The 23,201-nt window shown below is 31.1% G+C and carries 29 protein-coding genes and 1 pseudogene; 13 read left to right on the forward strand and 17 right to left on the reverse strand.

The features are described 5' to 3' along the window. Positions 1-609: 609 nt before the first annotated feature. On the forward strand, positions 610-1,686 hold the full coding sequence (locus BM018_RS03315) for an NAD(P)H-dependent amine dehydrogenase family protein (protein WP_092318602.1): 1,077 nt from the start codon (positions 610-612) through the stop codon (positions 1,684-1,686). 175 nt (positions 1,687-1,861) lie between these two features. Here BM018_RS03315 and BM018_RS07585 read toward each other — a convergent pair whose 3' ends face one another. Together BM018_RS07585 and BM018_RS03320 are read right to left on the reverse strand one after the other, a co-directional pair. Beyond that, positions 1,862-2,032: an aldo/keto reductase gene (locus BM018_RS07585; protein WP_143280394.1), complete on the reverse strand. Its 171-nt coding sequence runs from the start codon at positions 2,030-2,032 to the stop codon at positions 1,862-1,864. Between the two features lie 242 nt (positions 2,033-2,274). Next, positions 2,275-2,466, reverse strand: coding sequence for a hypothetical protein (locus BM018_RS03320; protein WP_092318604.1), 192 nt, complete (start codon positions 2,464-2,466; stop codon positions 2,275-2,277). A 198-nt stretch (positions 2,467-2,664) separates the two neighbouring features. On the opposite strand from BM018_RS03320, the gene BM018_RS03325 reads away from it, so the two are divergent. Next, positions 2,665-4,089 (forward strand): nicotinate phosphoribosyltransferase, encoded by a 1,425-nt coding sequence (locus BM018_RS03325; RefSeq protein ID WP_092318606.1) that lies wholly within the window; start codon positions 2,665-2,667, stop codon positions 4,087-4,089. Positions 4,090-4,135: 46 nt separating this feature from the next. Here the strand turns inward: BM018_RS03325 and BM018_RS08140 are convergent, their stop codons facing one another. The 6 genes from BM018_RS08140 to BM018_RS03345 all read right to left on the reverse strand — a co-directional run bounded on the left by BM018_RS08140 (position 4,136) and on the right by BM018_RS03345 (position 6,275). Further along, entirely contained in the window at positions 4,136-4,345 is a 210-nt protein-coding gene (locus BM018_RS08140; protein ID WP_092318608.1) for an ATP-binding cassette domain-containing protein, read from the reverse strand. Between the two features lie 34 nt (positions 4,346-4,379). Continuing rightward, complete coding sequence (locus tag BM018_RS08145; protein WP_092318610.1) at positions 4,380-4,580, reverse strand: ATP-binding cassette domain-containing protein; 201 nt, start codon at positions 4,578-4,580, stop codon at positions 4,380-4,382. Between the two features lie 424 nt (positions 4,581-5,004). After that, entirely contained in the window at positions 5,005-5,148 is a 144-nt protein-coding gene (locus BM018_RS07785) for a hypothetical protein (RefSeq protein WP_159428150.1), read from the reverse strand. Between the two features lie 138 nt (positions 5,149-5,286). Further along, the gene (locus tag BM018_RS03340; protein WP_092318612.1) at positions 5,287-5,556 is read right to left on the reverse strand and encodes a hypothetical protein; all 270 of its coding nucleotides are present in this window, start codon (positions 5,554-5,556) and stop codon (positions 5,287-5,289) included. 26 nt (positions 5,557-5,582) lie between these two features. Continuing rightward, positions 5,583-5,747 carry a hypothetical protein gene (locus tag BM018_RS07790; protein ID WP_159428151.1) on the reverse strand — a complete coding sequence of 55 codons (165 nt, stop codon included), beginning with the start codon at positions 5,745-5,747 and terminating at the stop codon, positions 5,583-5,585. Positions 5,748-5,885: 138 nt separating this feature from the next. Next, the gene (locus BM018_RS03345) at positions 5,886-6,275 is read right to left on the reverse strand and encodes an ABC transporter transmembrane domain-containing protein (RefSeq protein ID WP_143280396.1); all 390 of its coding nucleotides are present in this window, start codon (positions 6,273-6,275) and stop codon (positions 5,886-5,888) included. Positions 6,276-6,669: 394 nt separating this feature from the next. Between BM018_RS03345 and BM018_RS08275 the strand changes: the two are divergent. Continuing rightward, positions 6,670-6,798 (forward strand): annotated as a pseudogene (locus BM018_RS08275) (DUF454 family protein); the annotation flags it as partial. Positions 6,799-6,909: 111 nt separating this feature from the next. Here the strand turns inward: BM018_RS08275 and BM018_RS03355 are convergent. Then, positions 6,910-7,539: a superoxide dismutase gene (locus BM018_RS03355; protein WP_092318616.1), complete on the reverse strand. Its 630-nt coding sequence runs from the start codon at positions 7,537-7,539 to the stop codon at positions 6,910-6,912. A gap of 132 nt (positions 7,540-7,671) precedes the next feature. Between BM018_RS03355 and pepT the strand changes: the two genes are divergently transcribed. Genes pepT through BM018_RS07795 form a run of 3 tightly spaced genes read left to right on the forward strand, consistent with a single transcriptional unit; the run spans position 7,672 to position 10,679 of the window. Next, entirely contained in the window at positions 7,672-8,937 is a 1,266-nt protein-coding gene (gene pepT, locus BM018_RS03360; RefSeq protein WP_159428152.1) for a peptidase T, read from the forward strand. Next, positions 8,912-10,189 (forward strand): ABC-F family ATP-binding cassette domain-containing protein, encoded by a 1,278-nt coding sequence (locus tag BM018_RS03365; protein ID WP_159428153.1) that lies wholly within the window; start codon positions 8,912-8,914, stop codon positions 10,187-10,189. Before pepT ends, BM018_RS03365 begins: the two co-directional genes overlap by 26 nt. Further along, positions 10,119-10,679: an ATP-binding cassette domain-containing protein gene (locus BM018_RS07795; RefSeq protein ID WP_159428154.1), complete on the forward strand. Its 561-nt coding sequence runs from the start codon at positions 10,119-10,121 to the stop codon at positions 10,677-10,679. Before BM018_RS03365 ends, BM018_RS07795 begins: the two co-directional genes overlap by 71 nt. 3 nt (positions 10,680-10,682) lie before the next feature. On the opposite strand, the gene BM018_RS03370 is transcribed toward BM018_RS07795, so the two are convergent. Together BM018_RS03370 and BM018_RS03375 are read right to left on the reverse strand one after the other, a co-directional pair. Further along, positions 10,683-11,156, reverse strand: a complete 474-nt coding sequence (locus tag BM018_RS03370) for a hypothetical protein (protein ID WP_092318620.1) — start codon at positions 11,154-11,156, stop codon at positions 10,683-10,685. A gap of 155 nt (positions 11,157-11,311) precedes the next feature. Beyond that, entirely contained in the window at positions 11,312-11,896 is a 585-nt protein-coding gene (locus tag BM018_RS03375; protein WP_092318622.1) for a hypothetical protein, read from the reverse strand. A 225-nt stretch (positions 11,897-12,121) separates the two neighbouring features. Between BM018_RS03375 and BM018_RS03380 the strand changes: the two genes are divergently transcribed. Together BM018_RS03380 and BM018_RS03390 are read left to right on the forward strand one after the other, a co-directional pair. Continuing rightward, positions 12,122-12,304: a hypothetical protein gene (locus tag BM018_RS03380; RefSeq protein WP_092318625.1), complete on the forward strand. Its 183-nt coding sequence runs from the start codon at positions 12,122-12,124 to the stop codon at positions 12,302-12,304. Between the two features lie 860 nt (positions 12,305-13,164). Next, the gene (locus BM018_RS03390) at positions 13,165-13,623 is read left to right on the forward strand and encodes a hypothetical protein (protein ID WP_092318629.1); all 459 of its coding nucleotides are present in this window, start codon (positions 13,165-13,167) and stop codon (positions 13,621-13,623) included. A gap of 9 nt (positions 13,624-13,632) precedes the next feature. Here the strand turns inward: BM018_RS03390 and ribA are convergent, their stop codons facing one another. From ribA to ribH, 4 genes are read right to left on the reverse strand one after another with little or no spacing between them, the layout of a single operon-like run. Then, positions 13,633-14,811 (reverse strand): GTP cyclohydrolase II, encoded by a 1,179-nt coding sequence (gene ribA, locus BM018_RS03395; protein WP_234945095.1) that lies wholly within the window; start codon positions 14,809-14,811, stop codon positions 13,633-13,635. Between the two features lie 15 nt (positions 14,812-14,826). Beyond that, positions 14,827-15,462: a riboflavin synthase gene (locus BM018_RS03400; RefSeq protein WP_092318633.1), complete on the reverse strand. Its 636-nt coding sequence runs from the start codon at positions 15,460-15,462 to the stop codon at positions 14,827-14,829. After that, the gene (ribD, locus tag BM018_RS03405) at positions 15,447-16,571 is read right to left on the reverse strand and encodes a bifunctional diaminohydroxyphosphoribosylaminopyrimidine deaminase/5-amino-6-(5-phosphoribosylamino)uracil reductase RibD (RefSeq protein ID WP_092318635.1); all 1,125 of its coding nucleotides are present in this window, start codon (positions 16,569-16,571) and stop codon (positions 15,447-15,449) included. The genes BM018_RS03400 and ribD overlap by 16 nt, the downstream gene beginning before the upstream one ends. Positions 16,572-16,573: 2 nt before the next feature. Beyond that, on the reverse strand, positions 16,574-17,038 hold the full coding sequence (gene ribH, locus BM018_RS03410) for a 6,7-dimethyl-8-ribityllumazine synthase (RefSeq protein WP_143280398.1): 465 nt from the start codon (positions 17,036-17,038) through the stop codon (positions 16,574-16,576). A 163-nt stretch (positions 17,039-17,201) separates the two neighbouring features. On the opposite strand from ribH, the gene BM018_RS03415 reads away from it, so the two are divergent. Beyond that, positions 17,202-17,693 (forward strand): hypothetical protein, encoded by a 492-nt coding sequence (locus BM018_RS03415; RefSeq protein WP_143280399.1) that lies wholly within the window; start codon positions 17,202-17,204, stop codon positions 17,691-17,693. Positions 17,694-17,703: 10 nt separating this feature from the next. Next, the gene (locus BM018_RS03420; RefSeq protein ID WP_092318641.1) at positions 17,704-18,996 is read left to right on the forward strand and encodes a trigger factor; all 1,293 of its coding nucleotides are present in this window, start codon (positions 17,704-17,706) and stop codon (positions 18,994-18,996) included. 7 nt (positions 18,997-19,003) lie between these two features. On the opposite strand, the gene BM018_RS08235 is transcribed toward BM018_RS03420, so the two are convergent. Both BM018_RS08235 and araD read right to left on the reverse strand, forming a co-directional pair. After that, the gene (locus tag BM018_RS08235) at positions 19,004-19,471 is read right to left on the reverse strand and encodes a methylated-DNA--[protein]-cysteine S-methyltransferase (RefSeq protein ID WP_092318643.1); all 468 of its coding nucleotides are present in this window, start codon (positions 19,469-19,471) and stop codon (positions 19,004-19,006) included. A gap of 32 nt (positions 19,472-19,503) precedes the next feature. Further along, positions 19,504-20,196, reverse strand: a complete 693-nt coding sequence (gene araD / locus BM018_RS03430) for an L-ribulose-5-phosphate 4-epimerase AraD (RefSeq protein WP_092318645.1) — start codon at positions 20,194-20,196, stop codon at positions 19,504-19,506. A gap of 201 nt (positions 20,197-20,397) precedes the next feature. Between araD and ulaG the strand changes: the two genes are divergently transcribed. From ulaG to BM018_RS03445, 3 genes are read left to right on the forward strand one after another with little or no spacing between them, the layout of a single operon-like run. Then, complete coding sequence (gene ulaG, locus BM018_RS03435; protein ID WP_092318647.1) at positions 20,398-21,462, forward strand: L-ascorbate 6-phosphate lactonase; 1,065 nt, start codon at positions 20,398-20,400, stop codon at positions 21,460-21,462. A 12-nt stretch (positions 21,463-21,474) separates the two neighbouring features. Continuing rightward, positions 21,475-22,893: a PTS ascorbate transporter subunit IIC gene (locus BM018_RS03440; protein ID WP_092318649.1), complete on the forward strand. Its 1,419-nt coding sequence runs from the start codon at positions 21,475-21,477 to the stop codon at positions 22,891-22,893. A 19-nt stretch (positions 22,894-22,912) separates the two neighbouring features. Beyond that, on the forward strand, positions 22,913-23,200 hold the full coding sequence (locus BM018_RS03445; protein ID WP_200778560.1) for a PTS sugar transporter subunit IIB: 288 nt from the start codon (positions 22,913-22,915) through the stop codon (positions 23,198-23,200). The last annotated feature ends 1 nt before the right edge of the window (position 23,201 follow it).

The raw sequence follows: 23,201 nt of genomic DNA on the forward strand, positions 1-23,201 counted from the left end.
TCTTTAAATTTCCGAGGGTATTAGGAGGATTTTGGAAGCCTAAACCTCCTTTCTTATAACTATAAGTATTGATAAATACAGTAGTTAAACATTTTCTAAACATTTTCAGAAAGGAGAAAATCTATGTCGTCGGTTATGAAGTTAAATTTTCATAAAATTTCTCTTCGTGTATAGGTATATTCTACTCTTAGAGTATTTAAGAAGAATAAGAGGGATGAAAATATCCTATGTCGTCGGTTTCTATCTTGTTTTTCCCTCCTAATACTGTTATATATTATATCCTTTAAGTCTCAAACTAAACTTTAAATAATCTCATACTAAACTTTACATAACAACCAGGAAAAATTAAATATAATCCTTTTAGAATTGTTTTGTTGCTTTAAAATTTTTCATAAAATTATTTTTTGGAATAATTAGAACGATAGCTTCTAATATGTTATTTATATTAGTCTTTATTAAAACAAACTTTATCCCACTACCCTAATAAACAATATCCTTACCCATACCTTTATACAAAACAATATTTCTTCTCAAAAACAAGAACACAGATATAATATCTTATTGACAATAAAAATTTTTAGAAATATCTTATATATAAAGGAGGCAAATATGAAACCTAAATTAAAAGTAGCTCAATACGGATGTGGAAAAATGTCTGTTTATTCTATGAGATATGTCATAGAAAAAGGTGGAGAAATTGTTTGTGCTTTCGACAGAAATCCTGAAATTATTGGAAAAGATATTGGTGATATTTGCGGGATGCCTAAAACAGGAGTATATGTATCTGATATTAAAGATATCAATAATATTTTTCAACAAACAAAACCACAAATCTGTATGATCATGACTATGAGTTTAATGCAAGATGTTAAAGATACATTTTTAGCTTGTGCAAAAAATGGAATTAATGCTATTTCAACATGCGAAGAAGCAATTTATCCATGGAATTCTTCGTATCAAATTACCAAAGAACTCGATGAAATTGCTAAAAAAAATAATTGTACACTATGTGGTTCAGGATATCAAGATGTATTTTGGGGCAACTTAATTACAATATTGACAGGGGCTACTCACAAAATTAACAAAATCAAAGGTTCTTCTAGTTATAATGTTGAAGATTATGGTATTGCTTTAGCTAAAGCTCATGGAGCAGGATTGTCATTAGAACAATTTGCAAAAGAAATTGCTGCTGCAGACAATATTTCTGATGCAGAAAGAGAAATGTTGATTCAAAAAGGAGAGTTTTTGCCTTCGTATATGTGGAACCAAAACGGCTGGCTTTGTTCTCAACTAGGACTTACAGTCAAACGGCAAACACAAAAATGCATTCCTCAAATCTACCCTAAAGAATTAAAATCAGCAACCTTGCACATGAATATTCCTGCAGGATTTGCTACAGGAATGTCTGCCGTAGTGACAACAGAAACAGAAGAAGGAATCATTATCAAATCGGAATGCATTGGAAAAGTTTATGCTCCGGAAGAATTTGACAAAAACGAATGGACTGTTTACGGAGAGCCTGATACACATGTTGTAATTTCGAAACCTGCAACTGTAGAACTTACTTGTGCAACCATAGTAAATAGGCTTCCTGATGTAATTAACGCACCTGCTGGTTACTATACAACAGAAAAAATGCCTCCTGTACATTATAAAATTAAAGACTTACCAGAATATATTAAATAACAAATATTTTTTAGATATTTTTGAAATCTTGGGGAATCAAAAGCTATATCAACAGAATTAAGAATATCTATTAACTGATGTAATTCTGCATATTTTTGTGCTTCCTACATACGGGGGCCAGTTAGAACAAGCATAGTAACAGATCTCACATTCCCTAACAAAATTTTCCATTTGTTCAATCAAATTCACCAACAGGAATTAAAAGATAGTTTAGATGGTAAAAATAAATATCAATATAATCAGTTCCTATTTTGGATAAACTGTTATTTAAATCTTTTTGCATTTCTTGTTTAGACATGAGGTTTATATTCATGGTATTAAGATTCGGATACCCACCTTTTGTCATAAAGGATCAGTTGGTCTCTTTTCCTATGTAGAGAAAAAGCCAACCACCAATAAAACGTTCCACTTCTATTGAGTTCTGAACTAGTCCAATTAGAATATACACTAGCCGTATCAATACAATTTCCACCAGCATCAATAAATGGATCCAGCAATCTAAAGTCTTCTTGACCATTCTATGATAATCCCGTATTACGGTACCTAAAATTTAAAGAAGAAATTTTCAAATAGTACTCCACCATACGTCTATTTCACTATAACAATATAAAATACATTAGGATTATTTTTAAAAGTATTTTGAATAAATAAAAACTCTTTTTGAAGAGATTTTTTATCATAATGGAGCCAAACAGTATCATCTTCTTTAAAAATAGTATTGATAAGGTGGATTACTAATTCAAAATTCTGGTAAGCATGTACCATCCAAACATTTTTCATAAAAATCTCACTATTTGCTTATTTAATCTGAAGCTTCAAAGAAATTTTATTTTATTATATTTTTTCGCTGTGTCAATCCATCAAAAGGTCTGGATAACTTAAATAAAATTTTAAAAACGTTTATCAAGATCAATTAGTAAGAAATTTGCAAAATAATATTTAATATGATATATTATACAAAATTATGAAAGAGAATTTATGCCCAATATTATTCATCGTGAAAATATACTATCATCCTTTGCTGTTGATGCTTATAAAGCAGGTCATTATCTTCAGCTACCTGCTAATGCTCAAGCAGCACGTTTATATTTGGCTCCGCGGTGTGCATTGTCTGATTATTCAGCTCAGTATATTGTATTTGGAGTTAAATATTTCATAGAAAAATATCTACTTACCCCTATCACAAAAAAAGATATTATAAATTCCTTAAAAATATGGAATCACTTTAATATCAATAATACAACATATCCCTTTCCTGAAGACGGTTTTGAACATATTATAGAACATTATAATGGATATTTACCGATCACTATCCATGGCGTAAAAGAAGGACAAATTTTGGATCAGTATAATATACCGCTATTTACGATCAGTATAGATGATTCCCGATTAGTTTGGCTTCCTGGCTTCATTGAAACGGCATTTCAAAGGGCTATCTGGTATCCTTCAACTGTAGCTAGTATTTCTTTTACTGTAAGAAATCTTATATATAAAGCATACAAAAAAAGTGTTGATCCAGAAGTTTATGGAAGTCTAGATTATAGTCTTCATGATTTTGGAGCACGAGGAGCTTCTTCAGGAGAAAGTGCATCTATCGGTGGTTTGGCCCACCTACTGAATTTTAATGGTACCGATACTATGGAAGCTATCTTATTAGGACATTATTTATATAATATTCCGGTAGAGGAATTAGCATGCTCTATTCCTGCTTCCGAACATAGTACGGTAACCAGTTGGGGAAATGATATCCATGCCGAAAAAAAATCTCTGCTCAACCTTATTGACGTATGTCATCACTCTCAAAGCAAAGTATTTTCTTTTGTCTCTGATTCCTACAATTTTTATGAACTTATCGATCAAGTTTGGGGGGATCCTTACATTATCTCTTTGATTCAAAATTATGGCTTAACACCAGTTGTTCGTCCGGATTCCGGAGATCCTCAAGATGTTATACTATATGCACTAGAATCTCTGAGTAAAAGCTGGGGATACAGTATTAACAGTAAAGGTTACAAAGTATTAAACCATATCCGCATTATTCAAGGTGATGGAATGAATCTTGATAAAATAAATAAATTAATTAATGCTATCTTAACATATGGATTCTCTATAGAAAATCTAACCTTTGGTATGGGAGGTGGCTTGTTGCAAAAACATGATCGTGATACTATGAGCTGGTCAATGAAGATGTATAAAATAAAAATCGATAATGTTTGGCATGATGTTCAAAAAAGGCCATTGACTCAAGATAATAAAAAAGCTTTCAATCCTGCTAATATTGTTGATGATCAAGATTGGGTTATCCATTATAAATATGATTCTATATCTGCTCAACCAAAAATATATCAAGAATCATTTCAGCAGATTCGTTTGAGAGCAAGAAAAAACAGCCTCTTAAATTAGTAAGGACTATTTTTCTATTTTTAAAGTACTAATTTACGTTTGAACTTTATATATGATCACAAATACTTAATGTAGAATGTCGGTGTGATACCAAAATAATAGTTTTATCCTTACAATGTTCCTTTAAAGACCAAAGAATAACACTTTCATTCAAACTGTCTAAATTACTCGTTGGTTCATCAAGTAATAAAATCTCACTGCTATGTAAAAATGCACGAGCAATCCCTAATCCTTGTTGTTCGCCTCCAGAAAGCATTTCACCTAGTTCTCCTACTTTACTCTGATAAGCATTAAATAAATAAGTATCTTGGAGTTACATAAGCAATATGTTGCCTTAAAGAATTAGTATTAATATCTTTTACAGGTATCGTTCCTATTGAAACTTTACCCAGCTGTGGATCATAAAAACGCATAATCAATTTAAGTAATGTCGATTTGCCACTACCACTTTTACCTTCAACTCCAAAAACCCTAGCTTGTTGTATTTTCAAATTGAAATTCTCTAAACATTTTCAGTATTATAGGCAAAATACATATTCTCAATATCGATATCAAACGAACCCAAATTTAATCCATTGGATTTTTCTGCAATCAAAGGTTTTTCTTCAATAAGATCAAAAACACGTTCCCCACTGGCAAATATTTGTAGAAGATTGTTGGATAAATTGCTTAAAAGTAACTACCATACAAAAAGAACTAATCAAACACACTAAGAATACCAAAAATCCTGTCAATGATAATTGATCAGATATATTAAGATAAACACCACTAAATAACATAACCATCGAGAAAAATAATACTGCAGTTTATGGAAATGCTTTAGTTAAACCTTGATGTTCTTTTATTTTTTCGACGCTTTTATTAGCAATCTTACCTTCTGCCTATTAGCAGCTTGGCCAAAAAGAATAATTTCACTCAACCATATAAACTTTCAAGAAAAGCAGAATTAATATCTCCGATATTTTCCTGATATTTTCTCCCAAAACCACGGGATGCTTTTGCAGTAAAATAAGCGATAATAGGCTTTAAAGGAGCTACAAATTTTAATAAACTAATCATTATATTTAAGCCATTTCGTTTAATAGGGGTGAACTGAAATTGGTAATTCCCCTTTGAATAGATAATTCTTATGCTTGACAATAGAAAAATGCTTCATCATTAATTCCTTATCCATAGATTTTAATTCATAGTCATTGACTAAAATAGACCCATCTTTATAAGGATAAAATCCCATAACAAGAGAAGCAATTGTTGATCTTCCGCAGCGGGTTCCCCAACAAGTGAAATAAATAACCCATTAGGAATTGTCAAATTAATATCCTTAAGAATAGAACGGTCTTCTGTATATGAAAAATTAATATTTTTAAGATTGATATTTATCTTCCCGAGAGAGCATGATATATTTTGTTTTTCTTCTACAGGCATATCAATAACTTGATAAATTTTACTAGCTGCTGGTAACTCCATTCATTGCCACATGAAAATATATTAACCTAACAAACGTAAAGGAATAAAAAATTTCCCCTGATAATAGTATAAATTACTGCTTGAGACAAACTGATATGTCCAGCTTGGAACTCTAGAAGAGCAAAAATAATACCTATTGCCGTACCTAAATCAGAAATTAAATCCATGACAGTAAATGAATTAAGTTGCATAGTTAACTTTTATAGTAATTCTTCGGAAATGTTCTGCATCTTGATTTATTTCTTGATTTTTGTAGGCATCATCTTGATATATCTTAAGTGTTGTTAATGCCTTCAGATATTTAGCTAGTAAACGCTTGGCAATTTTGTTTACTGCAATAATAGATAAAGGGATAAAGGAACACAAATAAGTAAAATAATCAATACCTTAATACTGAAAAACGAAAGAAAAATAAATAAAATAATAGACGCTAATAAACTATAAAAAAGCTGAGGTAGGTATAAACTGAAATAAATTTCAATTTGTTCGATACCTTCGCTGGCTATCTGAGTAATTTGTGAAGTAGACACTTTACTATTATGTCCAAGACCAAAATTCAATAACTTTTCGTAAATTTGATACCTGAGCAATGTTTTGATTTCTATACTAGCATGATAGGAATATTTTGTTCCTTTTATACTCATCATATAACGTACCGCAATAGACAAACAGATAAGAGTTAACGTCAAAAGAATATCTTTTTCCGTGATTGTTCTCATATATAATTTTTTGAATGAGAAAACATATGGAAAATACCACAGTAATATTAAATACCAAACTAACACAACTCATCAAAACTGATAAACAGACACATTTCATAACTTGCGGTGATGATTTATCAAACGTCTGTCCATCATAAAAAACTCCTTTAAATAATTTTCTTTATTTAACAACTAAATAATATTTGTATGATTTGGTTATAATATATTGTAAAAAATATATTTTTTCGAAATCAAGAAAAAAATAAAAATATTTACCTGTAAGTAATTAAAATAAATTCGAATAGTAAAAATATTATTTTATGCTTAAACTGCCTATTAAGACTAATCTATACTTCTATAAGCATCAGCCATTAGAGAGTCTTTATGATTCAGATTTTATTTATTATATTAAGGTACTTTATCTTTAGAATTAGGAATTTTAGGGATTTTTCTACCTATTTTACCGACAACTCCTTTCTTGCTATTGACTGCATATTGCTATGCTTGCAGTTCAATGAGATTTTATCATTGGTTCATTAAAACCAAAATTTGAATATATTGCAATTTACATATTAGCAAAAAAAAAGATATAGAACATTTAAAAAACTAGTTTCAAGACTTTATAAAAAATACCCCTTTTGGGGTATTCTAATTAATGATGATTACAACCACAACCGCAAGATCCATTCATCCTAGAAGATACAATATCCCAATCAATAATATTCCAGAACTCTTTAATATAATCGGGTCGACGATTTTGATATTTCAAATAATAAGCATGTTCCCAAACATCCAGTCCTAAAAGGGGGAAAAATCCATCCATAATAGGAGAATCCTGATTAGGTGTACTAATAATACTTAATTTCCCATTTTTGTCCATCATAAGCCATGCCCAACCTGATCCAAATCTAGTTTTAGCTGCAGTTTCAAACATTTCTTGAAATTTTTCAAAAGAACCAAAATCTCTTTCAATTAATTTTAAAAGTTCACCTGTAGGTTTAGCTCCGTTATTTTTTTTAAGAAGCTTCCAAAATAAAGTATGATTATGGTGACCTCCAGCATTATTGCGCACTGCCATCCGAATATCTTCAGGAACACTTTCTATATTAGCCAATATCTCTTTAAGAGATTTATCTGCCCATTCAGGATGCTTCTCCAAGGCCGCATTTAAATTATCTATATAACCTTTATGATGCTTCGTATGATGTATTTCCATAGTTTTTGCATCAATATACGGTTCAAGAGCATCATAAGAATAACCTAATTCTGGTAATGTAAACATAAAATATCCTCCAATATTTTAATATATCCTTATTATAATAGAAATAAATAAATGAATCAAGATTTTTCTATTATTTTCTATATTTTTGAAAAAAATATTTTATCAGCTATAATATACAATTATGGAGATAACATGATTAATTATCAACAAAAACTTATTAATTATTTTTTTGAATACCTGCAGTTCAACACCCAAAGCAATGAAACAGCAAAAACTATACCCTCAACAAGTGGGCAAATGGAATTAGCACGTTATATTTTCAAGCAGCTGCGTGATTTCGGTATACAGGATGTGTCTTTAGATGATCAAGCAGTACTAATTGTAAGAATAGATGGTTCTATTCCAGGACCTACTATTGCCTTTTTATCCCACTTGGACACAGCTGATATTGGTATGAATCCAGAAATACAAGCTCAAAAAATTCATTTTACAGGTAATGAAATTATCCTTAACTCTGAAAAAAATATTATTATGTCTCCTGAACTTTTTCCTGAATTATTGCAATATTTAGGAGAAGATATCATTTTCAGTACCGGCACAAGTATATTAGGATGCGACAATAAAGCTGGTTTAGCTGTACTGACCACACTAGGAGAATACCTTATTCGAGAAAAACCTGAACATAGTACTGTTATTTTGATCTATGTGCCCGATGAAGAAATAGGATTATTAGGATCTCAATTATTAGATACAAAAAAAATTAATGCTGATTTTGCTTACACTATTGATGGCGGACCTTTGGGAGAATTTGGATACGAAACATTTAATGCAGCAAGTGCAGAAATTACGATACAAGGCATCTCTATACATCCTGGATCAGGAAAAGATAAATTAGTAAATCCTATTCTTATTGCTAATGATCTTATTAATCAGTTTGATCCTTTGAATACACCAGAGCATTCGGAAGGCAGAGAAGGTTTTTTTTGGATTCATGATATTACAGGCAATCCCACACAAGCAAAAATCGAACTGATTATCAGAGATTTTGATCTGAAAGAATTTGAAAATAAAAAACAATGGCTTCGATCTGCCATCAAAGATATATCTCTCCGCTATCCTAAAGCAAAAATTGATTATCAAATTACAGACAATTATGCTAATATTGCTAACACGCTACCGTCAGACCGTCGATGCATTGACTTGGCGATGCAAGCCATGGAAAATCTAGGAATAACAGTTTATACTGAACCTATTCGAGGAGGTACAGATGGCTCTATTCTATCAGCAAATGGTTTAATTACTCCTAATCTTTTCACGGGTGGGCACAATTTTCATTCTATCTATGAATTTCTGCCTATTCGATCGTTTCAACAATCTTTTGAAACAGCAGTGGAAATTGTCAAACTGGCAAAATACTATACAAAGGTAGAAAATGATCCAAATTTCAAAACTCAGTAAAAGTTACGCCCATCAAGAAATTTTATCGGATATATCTTTTACAATACATAAAGGGGAAAAAATCGGATTAATCGGACGTAATGGGCATGGAAAAACTACATTAATCCGTCTTCTAACCGGTATAGAATCTCCGGATTCAGGAAATATTCTATTTCCAAAAGATTATAAAATATCCTATTTGAAACAAGAGCTTAATTTTACAGAAGATACAATTCTCAATGAAGTATTATCCGCAATGCCTGATAATGAATCTAAAGAAATCTGGAAAGCAGAAAAACTCTTATTCGGATTGGATTTTTCCGAAGATTTGTTATTCCAACCACCTAAAGTTTTGTCAGGCGGTTGGATGAATCGTTTAAATCTTGCTAAAGTTCTAATCAGCAATGCAGATATGCTTTTACTAGATGAGCCTACAAATCATCTGGATATTGTGACTTTGCATTGGCTGATTGATTTCCTCAAGTCTTGGCGAAAAGAACTCATTATCATTTCCCATGACAAATCTTTCATCAATGCCGTCACCAACCATACTCTTGCAATTCATCGAAAAAAAATAAAAAAAATGAAAGGCAGTGTCGAAAAAATGTATGAACAAATCACTTTGGAAGAGGAAGTACACGAAAAAACACGACTGAATAATGAAAAAAAACGTCAGAGTATGGAAGATTTCATTGATCGCTTTCGAGCAAATTCCAATATGAGCGGCAGAGTTCAATCACGTATAAAATCATTGAAAAAACAAGAAAATATCAAACAATTAGAAAAAATACACAATTTGGAATTCAAATTTAATTTCCAACCGTTTGAATATAAAAACATAGGCAAAGTTACCGATTTAACATTCGGTTATGATGATACCTTGCTTATTAAAGATTTATCGTTTGAAATCGAAAAAGGAGATAAAATTGCCATCATAGGTAAAAATGGAAAAGGAAAATCCACTTTATTAAAACTATTAGCTGGACACTTACAGCCGATTTCAGGAGCTATTAAGCTTCATCCTAAATTACTATCAGGATATTACGGACAATTGGGAGAACTAGAACTTCATTCTGGCAACACGATTGAAGAAGAAATTTTATTATCCATGAAGTCAGGGGATAAAAAAATAGCACGATCTCTAGCAGGTATTATGCAGTTTGAAGGGCCTCTTGCTTTAAAAAAAATTCATGTACTATCAGGTGGAGAAAAAAGCTCGTGTCCTCCTAGCGAAACTTATAGCTACACCAGTTCAATGTTTATTTTTAGATGAGCCTTCGAATCATCTGGATATGCAGTCAATAGATTCATTAATTGAAGCGTTAGAGATTTTTCCAGGAACTTCTATTTTCGTATCTCATAATAGATCAATCCTCAATATAGCAACAAAATTAATCGTATTTGATAATAATATGCCTTATGTTTATCGAGGAACATATCCTGATTTTTTAGCAAATCATGGATTTGAATCAGAAAAATCTAGTAATAAAATAAAAGACAAGAAAAAAAAGAAAATACCACAAAATTCTAAAGAATCAAAAAAAATATTAAAACAAGAAATTCAAGCATTAGAAATGGATATTCATCAAAAAGAAATAGAAACTGGAATTCTCCAAACACAATTAGTTGAAGCCAGTGTAACAAATAAAAGTGAAATGATCAAAACTATTACTAATAAAATAAATATAATTAATGCAGAATTAGAAAAAAATTATATTTTATTATCTCAAAAATATGATACCTTAGAAAAATTTCAAGAATAAAATTTATTCTAACAAAAAAATACCAATTTTCTCTAACGACAAAGAAGGGGTTTTTTTTATTTCTTCAAAAGAACCAGCCATATGAATTGCTAGTAAATTAGGCATGACCAGTCGAATATACATAAATGATAGAGTTCCTTGATAATCATAAGAAAATATTGCCTCATTAGGATTGAGAGCTTGTATAAGGGTAAGACGATAAGTATAATGTTTTTCATTTTGAGTATTTTTATTATAAGGATATATTGAAATAGAAATATTATTGCTAATAAATGAAGCAGTAATTTTTTCAATAACTCCCTTACCTGTATGTTTATAAAATTTCAAACGCCAAAATGTATTATTGAGATTGGATAAAAGACTAATAGAATTTACTAAGTCAGGAATATGAGAAGATTTATATGTAGTAATGAAACTAATATTATTGGTAGTATCTATTTCTGGATTATTATTTTGAACAGTAGCCTCATACCCCATACTATATCCATATAACGGTAATATACTTAATAAAAAAAAGCATTGTATCTTCATTGTTATTCCAAGTTTAAAATTCTATTTTATATTATATATTATTTTTAATTTTTAAGCTAATATTTTATTATTGCCTACAAAATCAGGCTACTTATAAAAAATTAAAATGTACCTCCTAAATTGAAACCATAGTATAATGCTTGTTTAGAGGCTCTTGTATAAAAAGTTCCAAAATTAAAACTGAGCGAAATAGAATTTTCAAACTTATAATGATATCGAAATCCCATATTCGCCTCGAAAGAATATCCAAAATGATTTCTCAAAAAGGCAGAAGTATCGGTATTATTTTTGAGAGGATCTGTATAACTGTCTACATGAATACTACTGATGACTATCCCTGAAGCTATATTCATATTGCCCGTCCAGCCCATACCGATATGATCTTTACGCTTATCGAACATATAAAAACCGAATCCTACTTGGGAAAGATATGCAAAAGATGAATCTTGAAATCCAGAAATCGGCATATCGAGTTTCATAGATAACAGCATTTTATTTCTGAAATAAAAATATACAGAGCTACCGGCAAAAGTTTCAATATCCAATACTAAAACTGGAATAGTCCCGCCTCCTAAAGAAGTAATCCCACCTACTCCCATAGTCAACGCCATTTTCGGCATAGGCTTGTACGCCCCTATGGAGTAACCCATCGTAGGTATTAATAAAAATAACCATACTCTTTTCATGCAGCCTCCTTAAGTCTAGACTTTATAAAAACAGCATTAAGAAGGGATATCTTAATGCTGTTTTATGAAAAGTGCATTAAATTATGCTCATTATACTAAAAATAAAGTTCAATGTCAACCCTATTTTAATAGCAAAGCTATCTTGCACTTAATCAAGGCATTGGCAAAATTTAAATGAGATGTTATAATTTTAAGCATAAATTTTCAAGCTCAAGGAGCTTAATAATGTTCCAAAAACTCAAAAATATGACAATTGGAGCTGTAGCTACTTCTTTAGGAGCTGCTACCCTAGCACAAGTTTATTACTTAACAGGCGGATTTTCCTGGTTACGTCATTTTTTTATGTGTTTTGCCGGTTTTATGGCATCTCTTGCAATGTTAAGAGTATTACTTTTTTTTCCCAGTTAAAGAAGAGAATATAAAAATCCTATTTTAGCCAGTCTATATGCAACAATTACTATGTGTTTGATGTTGTTTGCATCCTATCTACAACTTTATTTCCCATGGTTTTCTACGTTGTTATTTTTTTTGCTGTATGTGTCTATATCATGCTAATTATTATTTTTATTTTTTATCATTTTATCCATAATTTTAATATAGATAAATTTTTGCCAAGTACTTATGTAACTCCCTTAGGGCTTCTTGTATCAACAGTAGTAGGGTATGCCTTTTTTCCCGATTTTTGGTACGCTCCATATTCATCTATGGTATTATTATGTATTTTTTTATGTTGATGCTCTTAATTTACAGACTTGTAACAAGACCTGTTCCTGTATCACTTATCCACACCAAAACTATATTATTAGCACCATGTTCACTTTGTGTTCTTACTTATCTTAATTTTATTTCCATTGATAATCTAAAAAATGCAGTTAATTCAGAATTTGTTCTCATTCTATACGGTCTCGTATTTTTATCTCTTGTTTATATTTTGACCCATCTTTTCGATTTTTTTCTATTGCGTTTACTCCAGGATTTGCAGGATTAACATTTCCTATGGCTATTGGCACTTTAGCTTCAAGAAATGTTGCTTTATATTTTATGAACATTGAAAACAGTTCAACCTTGGGAAACATTATCATGAACATTATGGGAATTCAAATGTTTATTTCAACAGCTTTCATTGGCATAGTACTTTTCAATTTCAAAAAGATTTTTCTTGATTCTTTAAAATCCTAAAGCAGTATATTATTTTACTGGATTAATTGACAAAAATAAAATAATATATTATATTATATTAATAAGTACCCTTACTTAAGGAGCATTTAATGCTTAGAATATTAATATTGCTATTTTTTGCTATGCCAATCTATTCTCAAGCTGATTTATCAGGATATATATTCAGCAATCAGACTGTGACTTATGAGATTTCAAATACTACTTGGAAATTAAGTATTCATGATCCAGTTACTAGGTCCATTAGTAATGTCAGAATGGTTATAGGATATCGTGATTCTAAGCTTACAAATATTAACAATATAGAGTTTACTATATTGACGCCTAGTAATCAGGTATGTCCTTATTTGTTAGTGTTTAATACAACAAACGGAACAAAATCATTTGTAAATGTTGTTGGTAGTAGTAGATTACAAAGTAAGTTTTTAGTTTTTGAATTAATGACAATGATGTCTAATACTAATAATTATCTAGATTACATTAATACTAAGATAACAAATACAGATATTGCTGATTTAACTACTCAAGAAGAATATGCTACAGAATATTAATTATAAAAACTACAAAGAAATATGTCCCATTTTCTCTTTTTTAGTTTTCAAATATTTTTTATTATGTTCATTTATTGTGCTATGCAGAGCTATTGGAACCACAGGAATTTTCATATTTTTTATATATTCAATTTTCTTAGGATTATTACTGAGTAAACGAATAGAATTAATATTAAAATATTTTAAAAACTGATAAGCTATCTCATAAGATCTCAAATCATCAGAATAGCCAACAATATGATTAGCTTCAATTGTATCAAATCCTTTTTCTTGTTCTGCATAAGCTTTTATTTTATTGAATAATCCAATACCTCTGCCTTCCTGGCGTAAATAAATTAACAAACCCTCACCCTCTTCTTGAATTTTCTGTAAAGCATGATGCAACTGCTCTTTACAATCACAGCGTAAAGAATGCATAATATCACCTGTAAAACACTCCGAATGAATGCGCACAAGAAGATTTTCTTTATTTTGAATATTGCCCTTACTTAATATGATATGTTCTCTATTATCTATGGCATTACTAAAAGCCCAAATTTTAAAATCTCCAAACTCCGTTGGAAGTTTTGCTAGAGATTCTAATGTAATTAATGTCTCATTTTCTACTCTATATTTAACTAAATCTTCAATAGAAATAAGCGGTATTTCCAAATCCCGTGACAAAATTTCCAGTTGAGGCAATCGTGACATTGTTCCATCAGCATTAATAATTTCACAAATAACTCCAACTTCACTAAACCCACAAATACGACATAAATCAATAACAGCCTCAGTATGCCCGCGCCGTTCTAAAACCCCATTCTCTTTAGCAATCAAAGGGAAAACATGCCCCGGACTATAAAAATCAGATGCTTGAGAAGAAGCAGAAACCATTTTTTTTATGGTTGCTGTCCTTTCAAAAGCACTAATGCCTGTCGTAGAACCAATCATATCAATACTTTGGGTAAATGCGGTCATATGGGGATCTGTATTTGACAATAATGTCAGTCCTAATTGTTCTGCCTTATTTTTAGACACAGGAGTACATACTAAGCCTTTCCCTTTTGTGATAAACAAATTCATAATTTCCGGAGTTAATATATCCGCAGGAATAACAAAATCCCCTTCATTTTCACGATTTTCATCATCTACAATAATAATCGGACGACCTAATTTAAGAGCACTAAGAGCACTTTCTATTGTATCCATAATTATTTCCTTAATTTATATAAATCCATGTTTTATTAATGACTCCTTAGTTAAAGAAGTATTATTGTAAGATATTAATTTTTCTAACTGCTTGGCAATGATATCTGTTTCAATATTTACTGAATCACCTATTTTTTTCAATCCTAAAGTAATATTCTTTAATGTATGTGGAATAACAGATATCGAAAATAAATTTTTTTCTTCTGAAATCACCGTTAAACTCGCTCCATCGACAGCAATTCGCCCTTTTTCAGTGATATATTTTCCATAGGGGCTAGGAACAGAAATCTGAAACACAGACGCTATACCATGTATTTCCATTTTTTGAATAATACCCGTACAATCTACATCTCCAAGTACTAGATGCCCTCCTAAAAAGTCTTCCATAGTTAATGATTTTTCTAAATTTACCCAATCACCTGTACAAGCATTCTTAAAAGTGCTGCGGTTGAGGGTTTCAAACATCAAATCTGCAGAAAATGAAACATTATCAAACGAAATAACAGTTAAGCAGACACCAGATGTAGAAATACTATCTCCTATTTGGATTCGCTCCAAAATTTTAGATGCAGTAATAGTTAATTGTAATCCTTGATTAAGATGCTGAATTTGAGTAATTTGACCCATTTCTTGAACTAATCCGGTAAACATAGTTTCTCTCCAAAAAATAATGCCATATTATCTTCATCGCCAGGAAATAGTTTCCATAGAACATTATTCAGTTTTAAACTCTGATTCATTTCAGAACAATTTTGTCCAGACATCAAAGTATATGCTTTATTATCGCCTAGAATTCGGGGAGCAATAAAAAATACACCACCATCCGCATAATTACCTCTTAAAATCCTCGATATTAACCCTGTACCAGCTTCAACCAGCAAGGAATCAATACCTAGTTCTGCACATTTCGCAAGAATAAAATCAACAGGAATTTCTTGATCATGATAACGGATAACTTGAGCCCCTGCATTTATACACTGAACAATATTGATATTATTTGTATATTTTTCACAGATAAAAAGAATAATCTTATCAGGATTTTCCTGAAAAACCCTGTATTCTATGGAACATTCACCTAATGGATCAATAATAACCTTAAAAGGTTGATTAATAGCAGTTTTTGATGGCAAACGCACATTCAATTGAGGATTGTCATACTTTATCGTACCGATTGCAGTAAGAATCCCACTCATACGGTAACGGAGTTTATGCACATACTCCTGAGCCATTTTATTACTAATCCACTGCGAATGTCCAGTTTTGCATGCTATTTTACCATCTATTGTAATAGCATTTTTTACATACAAAAATGATTTTTGTTCCGTAACATATTTAAAAAAAGGAGCATTTAACGACCTACATTTGTCATTAAGAATTCCTATTTCCACCTCTATGTTAGCATCACGTAATTTTTGTACACTTTGACCTGCAACTAAGGGATTAGGATCCAGACAAGCAATAAATACCTTTTTTATTTTATTCTCTATAATCAAATCAACACAAGGTGGAGTTTTACCATAATGAGTACAAGGTTCTAAAGTGACATAGAGATCCGCTCCGGTTATACTTTGATTGGCACTAGCAATTGCATGAACTTCGGCATGAGGACCACCAAATTTTTGATGATATCCTTCACCAATTATGTTGTTATTCTTAACAAGAACAGCACCAACTAAAGGATTAGGAGAAGTTTTATTAATTCCCTTAAGAGCTAAATCAAAAGCTTTTTGCATATAATAAGAGCAAGAAAAAGATGTCATAATTATTTTATTTTACTAAGCAAAGACATCATTTCTAATAAACCTAATGCCGTATCAAATCCTTTATTTCCTGCTTTGGTGCCGGCACGTTCTACAGCTTGTTCGATTGTATTTGTAGTTAACACACCAAACATAATAGGCATTTGATGTTCCAAAGAAAGCGATGCAATCCCTTTAGAAACTTCAGCACATACATAGTCGAAATGCGGTGTACTGCCACGAATAACAGCACCTAACGTAATAATTCCATCATACTTTTTAGTTTGTGCTAAACATTTAGCAGCTAAAGGAATTTCAAATGCGCCTGGTACCCAGACAATATCAATATTTTCTTTAGAAACATCATGACGAATTAAAGCATCTTTTGCACCCTCAAGAAGCTTTGTACCAATAAAATCATTGAAACGTGATACAATAATGCCTATTTTTACTGTTTTACTTACTACAAATTCACCCGAAAATACCATATCATTCCTCATAAATTAATAATATGATATTATATATTAATACAAAATAAATAGCAAATAATTTGACAAAACTACCATAAATCTATCATAATATACAATGCGATATACAAATCTCGTTTTTTTAAATATTTTCATTTTTACTGTATTTTGGGCACAAAATAATATGGATCATTTTTCTCAGATAAGAAGAAATTTACTGGGAACAAAATATCAATATATTTTATCTTTCGAAAAAAAACAAAATGAATATTTTTTAGATGAAAAGGCAAGTACAGAAGATCGATTGGTATATAGAGGAAATGTCTTAGATGAAAATGCAAAAATTATTTATTTATTTCGTTTTCAGCGACTAATCGGGTTTATGTACATATGGGAAATTAACAAACAAAACAATTTTTTTATAGAACAACTGCAAATACTATTAAAAAGTAAATATCAAAATAATGGATCGAAAACTATAAAAACTAGTCAAGGTGAAATTTTTTATTACTTTTATTCCACTGCTGAACAGAAAGAAAAACACGAAATGATACACATTAATTTAGAACACATTTTATTTTCTGATGCGAATAATAAAAAAATTATTATTTTAGAATTCCAACCTTATGATGCAGATTCACTATTAAAAAATAAAATTTTAAATGAAGATATATAGGAGTTAATCAATGACTTTTTATTTAAAATCATACCCAGATGCATTACATCAATTATTTGTTTCAACAACTGTAGAGGAAACAAATAATGCTTTTTCCAAAGCTATCCAAAAGATTCAAAAAAATTTTCAATTGCCAGGTTATCGAAAAGGAAAAGTTCCAGCGGAAATTATTATTAAGCATAATCCTCCGGAATTGCCTTCCTTAGTTTCAGAAGTATTTACAGAAAATGCAGTTGAACATCTACAAAAAAACGGAACGAAATTTTATGGACGTCCTCGTTTTACACCGCTAAGCGGTTTAGATCGCAATAAAGAATTTATGTTCAGCCTCGTTTACGAAATATATCCTCATATCATTTCTTATCCAGATATTAACAATGAAATCTTCGAATACGAAGAGTGTACGGTCAGTAAAGAATTTATAGAAAAAACTATTTGCAAGCAAGCAGGCCTTACTCAAAAAACAACAGGAATTATTTTAGAAGATGATTTAATAACTGTCGAAATAAAAAATCCTGAATATACAGGAGATAAAAAAATTGCTATCTTTGATGTTCAGAAACTTTCTATACTAGCCGGTCACAAAACAGGAGATACTATAGAAATACCATTCGATGAATTGAGCGGTTATCTACCTGAATTTTTAGGAAAATTAAATGATCCATTAAAGGTAGAATTAAAAGACATTTCCCGTGTCAAAGCATGGGATCAAGTAACAGATACAGAAATCGGAGAAAAAAGTCCCTTTAAAACCAAAAATGAATATTTCAATACAGCAAAAGAACAATTAGAAAATATTGCTAAGCAATATAATAACACTCAGAAAACCGAATCATTATCAAAAAAAATCAGTGAAAAAATAACTATAGACCTACCCAAAAGCTTGTGGCTGAACAATTTAAAAGAATTAACCATTAAATTAGCAGAACAAGAAGTTATCAGAAAAGATATGCCATTGAATTTTATTTACCAAGATAAAGAAATCCAACAAAAATTTCAAAATTTACCTATTCAAGCAGAGCAAGGATTAGCATTTATACTTTGGTTGGATGAAATGATCATAAAAGAAAAAATTTCTCTTAATAATGAAGAATTAAATTATTACTTTTATCGTCATGCTCAAAATCAAAATCTATCCATTGAAGAATTTAAGAAAAAATTACACTTTGAAGATAAAAAATCAATAGAATTAGAAGCTTTACGCGAAAAAATGGTTAGTTATTTGTTAAAAAAACTGAAATTTCAAAGATCATCTTCAATAGAACTATCAGAAATATGGAAAAAAGAAAAAAACTATAGATAAATAATCATTAATTATTACTTTTTTCCATTTCTAATAAAAATGATTTTATTTCGAGACCGCCACGATACCCTACAAGACCACCATCATTACCAATGACACGATGACATGGTAAGAAAATAGGTAGAGGATTGCAGTTATTTGCAGCACCCACAGCACGATATGCTTGTTTTTTTCCAATCTGATAAGCTATGTCTTTATAACTTCTTGTTTCTCCATATGGGATCTCAGTTAAAGCAAACCATACATCTTTCATGAAGCTTGACCCATGAAAGTATAAAGGCAAAGAAAAATTCTTAAGTTTTTTATCTAAGAATTCATTTAGTTGAACACTAGCTTGCCATAGTAATTCTGTTTCCTGAACATCACAATCTAATGAAGGCAGATCATTATGAAAATTCAAATTGATGATCATACCATTATTTTCTACGATGCCTATCTTTCCAATTAATGTATTATAATACCATAATTTTTTCATTTTATTCAACTTACAGAATTTTCATGCGAAAATCATTGGCCATAGTAAGCATTTTTACCATGCTTTCTTAAATAATGCTTGTCAAGAATATACTCGGGAAGTTTAATATTACGATTCAATAACAGAGTAGAAAAGCCCATTTTTGCTACTGTTTCTAACACTATAGCATTTTCAACGGCTTTATCTATATTTCCCCCCCAAGTAAACGGGCCATGACCTGCTAATAAGCACGCCCCCATTTTTAAGGGATCAATTTTTTTCTTTTCAAACTCTGAAACAATTTTTACTCCTGTATAATATTCATAATTTTCTTCTACTTCTTTTTTAGTTAAGAAGCTCAAACAGGGAATATCTCCATAAAAATAATCCGCATGCGTAGTGCCTTGAACAGGTATATCCAAACCTGATTGAGCCCATGCTGTGGCATATATCGAATGTGTATGCACTACCCCTTGCACTTTATTTCCCCACTTTTTGTAGATTTCTAAATGAGTAGGCATATCTGAGGAAGGTTTTAATTTTCCTTCGACAACCTTTCCATCCAGGCCTACAATTACCATATCTTCACTTTTCATGGTATCATAAGGGATACCGCTGGGTTTAATGACAAGGAGTTCGGATTTCTGATCAAAAGCGCTCGCATTCCCCCAGGTGAGAATAACCAAATTCTCCTGTACTATTTTTTTGTTTGCCAAATAGACTCTTTCTTTTAATTCTTTAAGCATAAAGGTTCCTCCCAGAGAAAATTTTTCACATTATAACTTTACTTTTCAAAAATTTCAACGATAAATAATAAATAAAACATAATTATATAAACAGCATAAAATTAAAAAAATAATATCAAAATAAAAGAAATCACTTTTAATTTTTGAGATTCAAGATATAATTACTAATTAATATGAAAAATAGTATCATTGGAGGACAAAATGGCCAAAATAGATGAAATCACAAGAGAATCTTGGATTTTAAATACATTTCCCGAATGGGGTACATGGCTCAATGAAGAAATTGAGCAGGAAAAAGTCATGCCTAATACTTTCGCTATGTGGTGGCTAGGGTGCACAGGAATATGGATAAAATCTGAACATAATACAAATTTATGTATAGATTTTTGGTGCGGAACAGGCAAACAAAGTCATGATGGTGGAAAAATGAAAAAAAGACATCAAATGCAACGTATGTCCGGATGCCAAGAAATTCAACCTAACCTTAGGAATCAGCCTTTTGTTTTGGATCCCTTTGCTATCAAAGAACTTGATGCTGTTTTAGCTACACATATCCATTCAGATCATATTGATCCTAACTTAGCAGCAGCAGTAATGCAAAATTGTGATTCTTCCGTAAAATTTATTGGGCCAAAAGGATGTGTGGAATTATGGACTAGTTGGGGAGTACCTGCAGAACGTTGTATTACTGTCAAACCTGGAGATACAATAAAAATAAAAGACATTGAAATCATGGCTCTTGATGCTTTTGATCGCACATGCCTTGTTACTGCTCCCGCTAATGTAGAATTGGCAGGCAAACCTGTGTTGGAAATGGATGATATGGCTGTTAATTATTTGATTAAAACAACAGGTGGCAATATTTATCATTCTGGAGATTCACATTATTCCAACTTTTTTGCAAAACATGGAAATGAACATAAAATTCATGTTGCATTAGGAGCATTTGGAGAAAATCCAAGAGGCATCACAGATAAAATGACCTCATCAGATATTCTTCGCATGGGAGAAAGCTTAAATACGGATGTTATTATTCCTGTTCACCATGATATTTGGACTAATTTCCAAGCAGATACCGAAGAAATTGTTGTTCTTTGGAAGATGAAAAAAGATCGATTACAATATAAATTTCATCCCTTTATATGGCAAGTTGGAGGCAAGTTTGTTTACCCGAATGACAAAGATAAAATATATTTTCAGTATTACAGAGGCTTTAGGGATGTATTTTCTGTAGATACAGATGTTCCCTTTACATCCTTTTTATAAAAGGAGGTTATTATGAATATAATATTAAATATTTTTTCATTTTTTACTAACAATATCCTTACGAAACCTGAATTCTTTATTGGCTTGATTGTACTTATTGGTTATATATTATTAGACAAACCCTGGTACGAGTCATTAAGCGGTTTTATTAAAGCAACAGTTGGTTACATGATTTTAAATGTAGGAGCTGGAGGTTTAGTAGTAACATTTCGACCTATTCTTGCAGGATTAAACGACCGTTTCAATCTAAATGCTGCTGTTATCGACCCATATTTTGGTTTAAATGCCGTTAACGCAGCTTTAGAAAGTGTTGGGGTCGTTACTTCGTATACTCTTATTGCTTTACTTTTTGGATTTTTTTGGAATATTTTCCTAGTTGCTATGAGAAAATATACTAAATTAAGAGTCCTTTTTGTAACAGGGCATATTATGGTCCAGCAAGCAACTACAATAACTTGGTTAGTATTTTTTGCTGCTCCATCCCTTAGAAACACAACAGGCGCTGCTCTTGTAGGTTTATTAGTAGGAACTTATTGGGCTGTATTTTCAAATCTTACAGTAGAACCAACCGAAAATTTAACTGATAATGCTGGATTTGCGCTAGGTCATCAACAAATGCTGGCAGTCTGGGTAACAGACAGAATTGCTGCAAAAATGGGAAATCCCGAAAAAAATCTCGAGAATATAAAATTACCTGGCTGGCTGCATATTTTTAATGACAGTATAGTTTCTTCAAGCATTATTATGGTACTTTTCTTTGGAGTTATTATGAGTATTCTTGGTGAAGATTATATGCGACAGCTAGATAAAAATTTTGCTAACACAGTTTCTTTCCCTATTTACATTCTATCCAAATCTCTCCTATTTGCTGTATATTTGCATATTCTGAGGGAGGGAGTACGAATGTTTGTTGCTGAAATGACTGAATCATTCCATGGTATTTCTAGTAAACTGCTTCCTGGTGTTATGCCTGGTGTTGATTGTGCTGCTACTTATGGTTTTACAACACCAAATACCATTTTATGGGGATTCATCTTAGGAGCTTCTGGTCAATTTATTGCAATTGCTGGTCTTTTAATATTCAAATCTCCTATCATGATCATACCAGGATTTGTACCGTTATTTTTTGACAATGCAACCATTGCCGTGTATGCTAATAAAAGAGGAGGAATCCGTGCAGCAACTTTATTACCTTTATTTACAGGGATTTTCCAAGTTTTAGGAGGAGCATTTTGTGCTTGGTATTTCGAGCTCTATAAATATGGAGGTTGGCATGGTAATATTGACTTTTCAACTCTTTGGCTCGTTGCAGGAATATTTATTAAAGTAGCTCCCATAGCCGGATCTGTTACTTTAATTCTACTAATGCTTATTATTCCTCAGATTCAATACAAAATTTATAAAAACACTTACTGGAAACATGGAGAATAAACCATTTAAGGAGTATGTTATGAAAATTTTAGTTTCTTGTATTAGTGGTATGGGATCAAGTCAAATGATTAAAATGAAAATTAACAATGTGTTAAAAAAATTAAACTTAACTGCCTCTGTGGATCACATGGCAATCGGAGAAGCTAAATCTGCAGCCAATAATTATGATGCTGTTTTTTGTTCACAGGCTTTAGTGGATAATTTTAAAGTATCAGGAAAAACTAAAATTGTAGGGCTTAAAAATCTACTTTCAGAAACAGAAATTGAAGAAGCTTTTAATAAAGCCGGATTAATACAGGGAGAATAAC

This window comes from Brevinema andersonii (assembly GCF_900112165.1).
Classification (GTDB): domain Bacteria; phylum Spirochaetota; class Brevinematia; order Brevinematales; family Brevinemataceae; genus Brevinema; species Brevinema andersonii.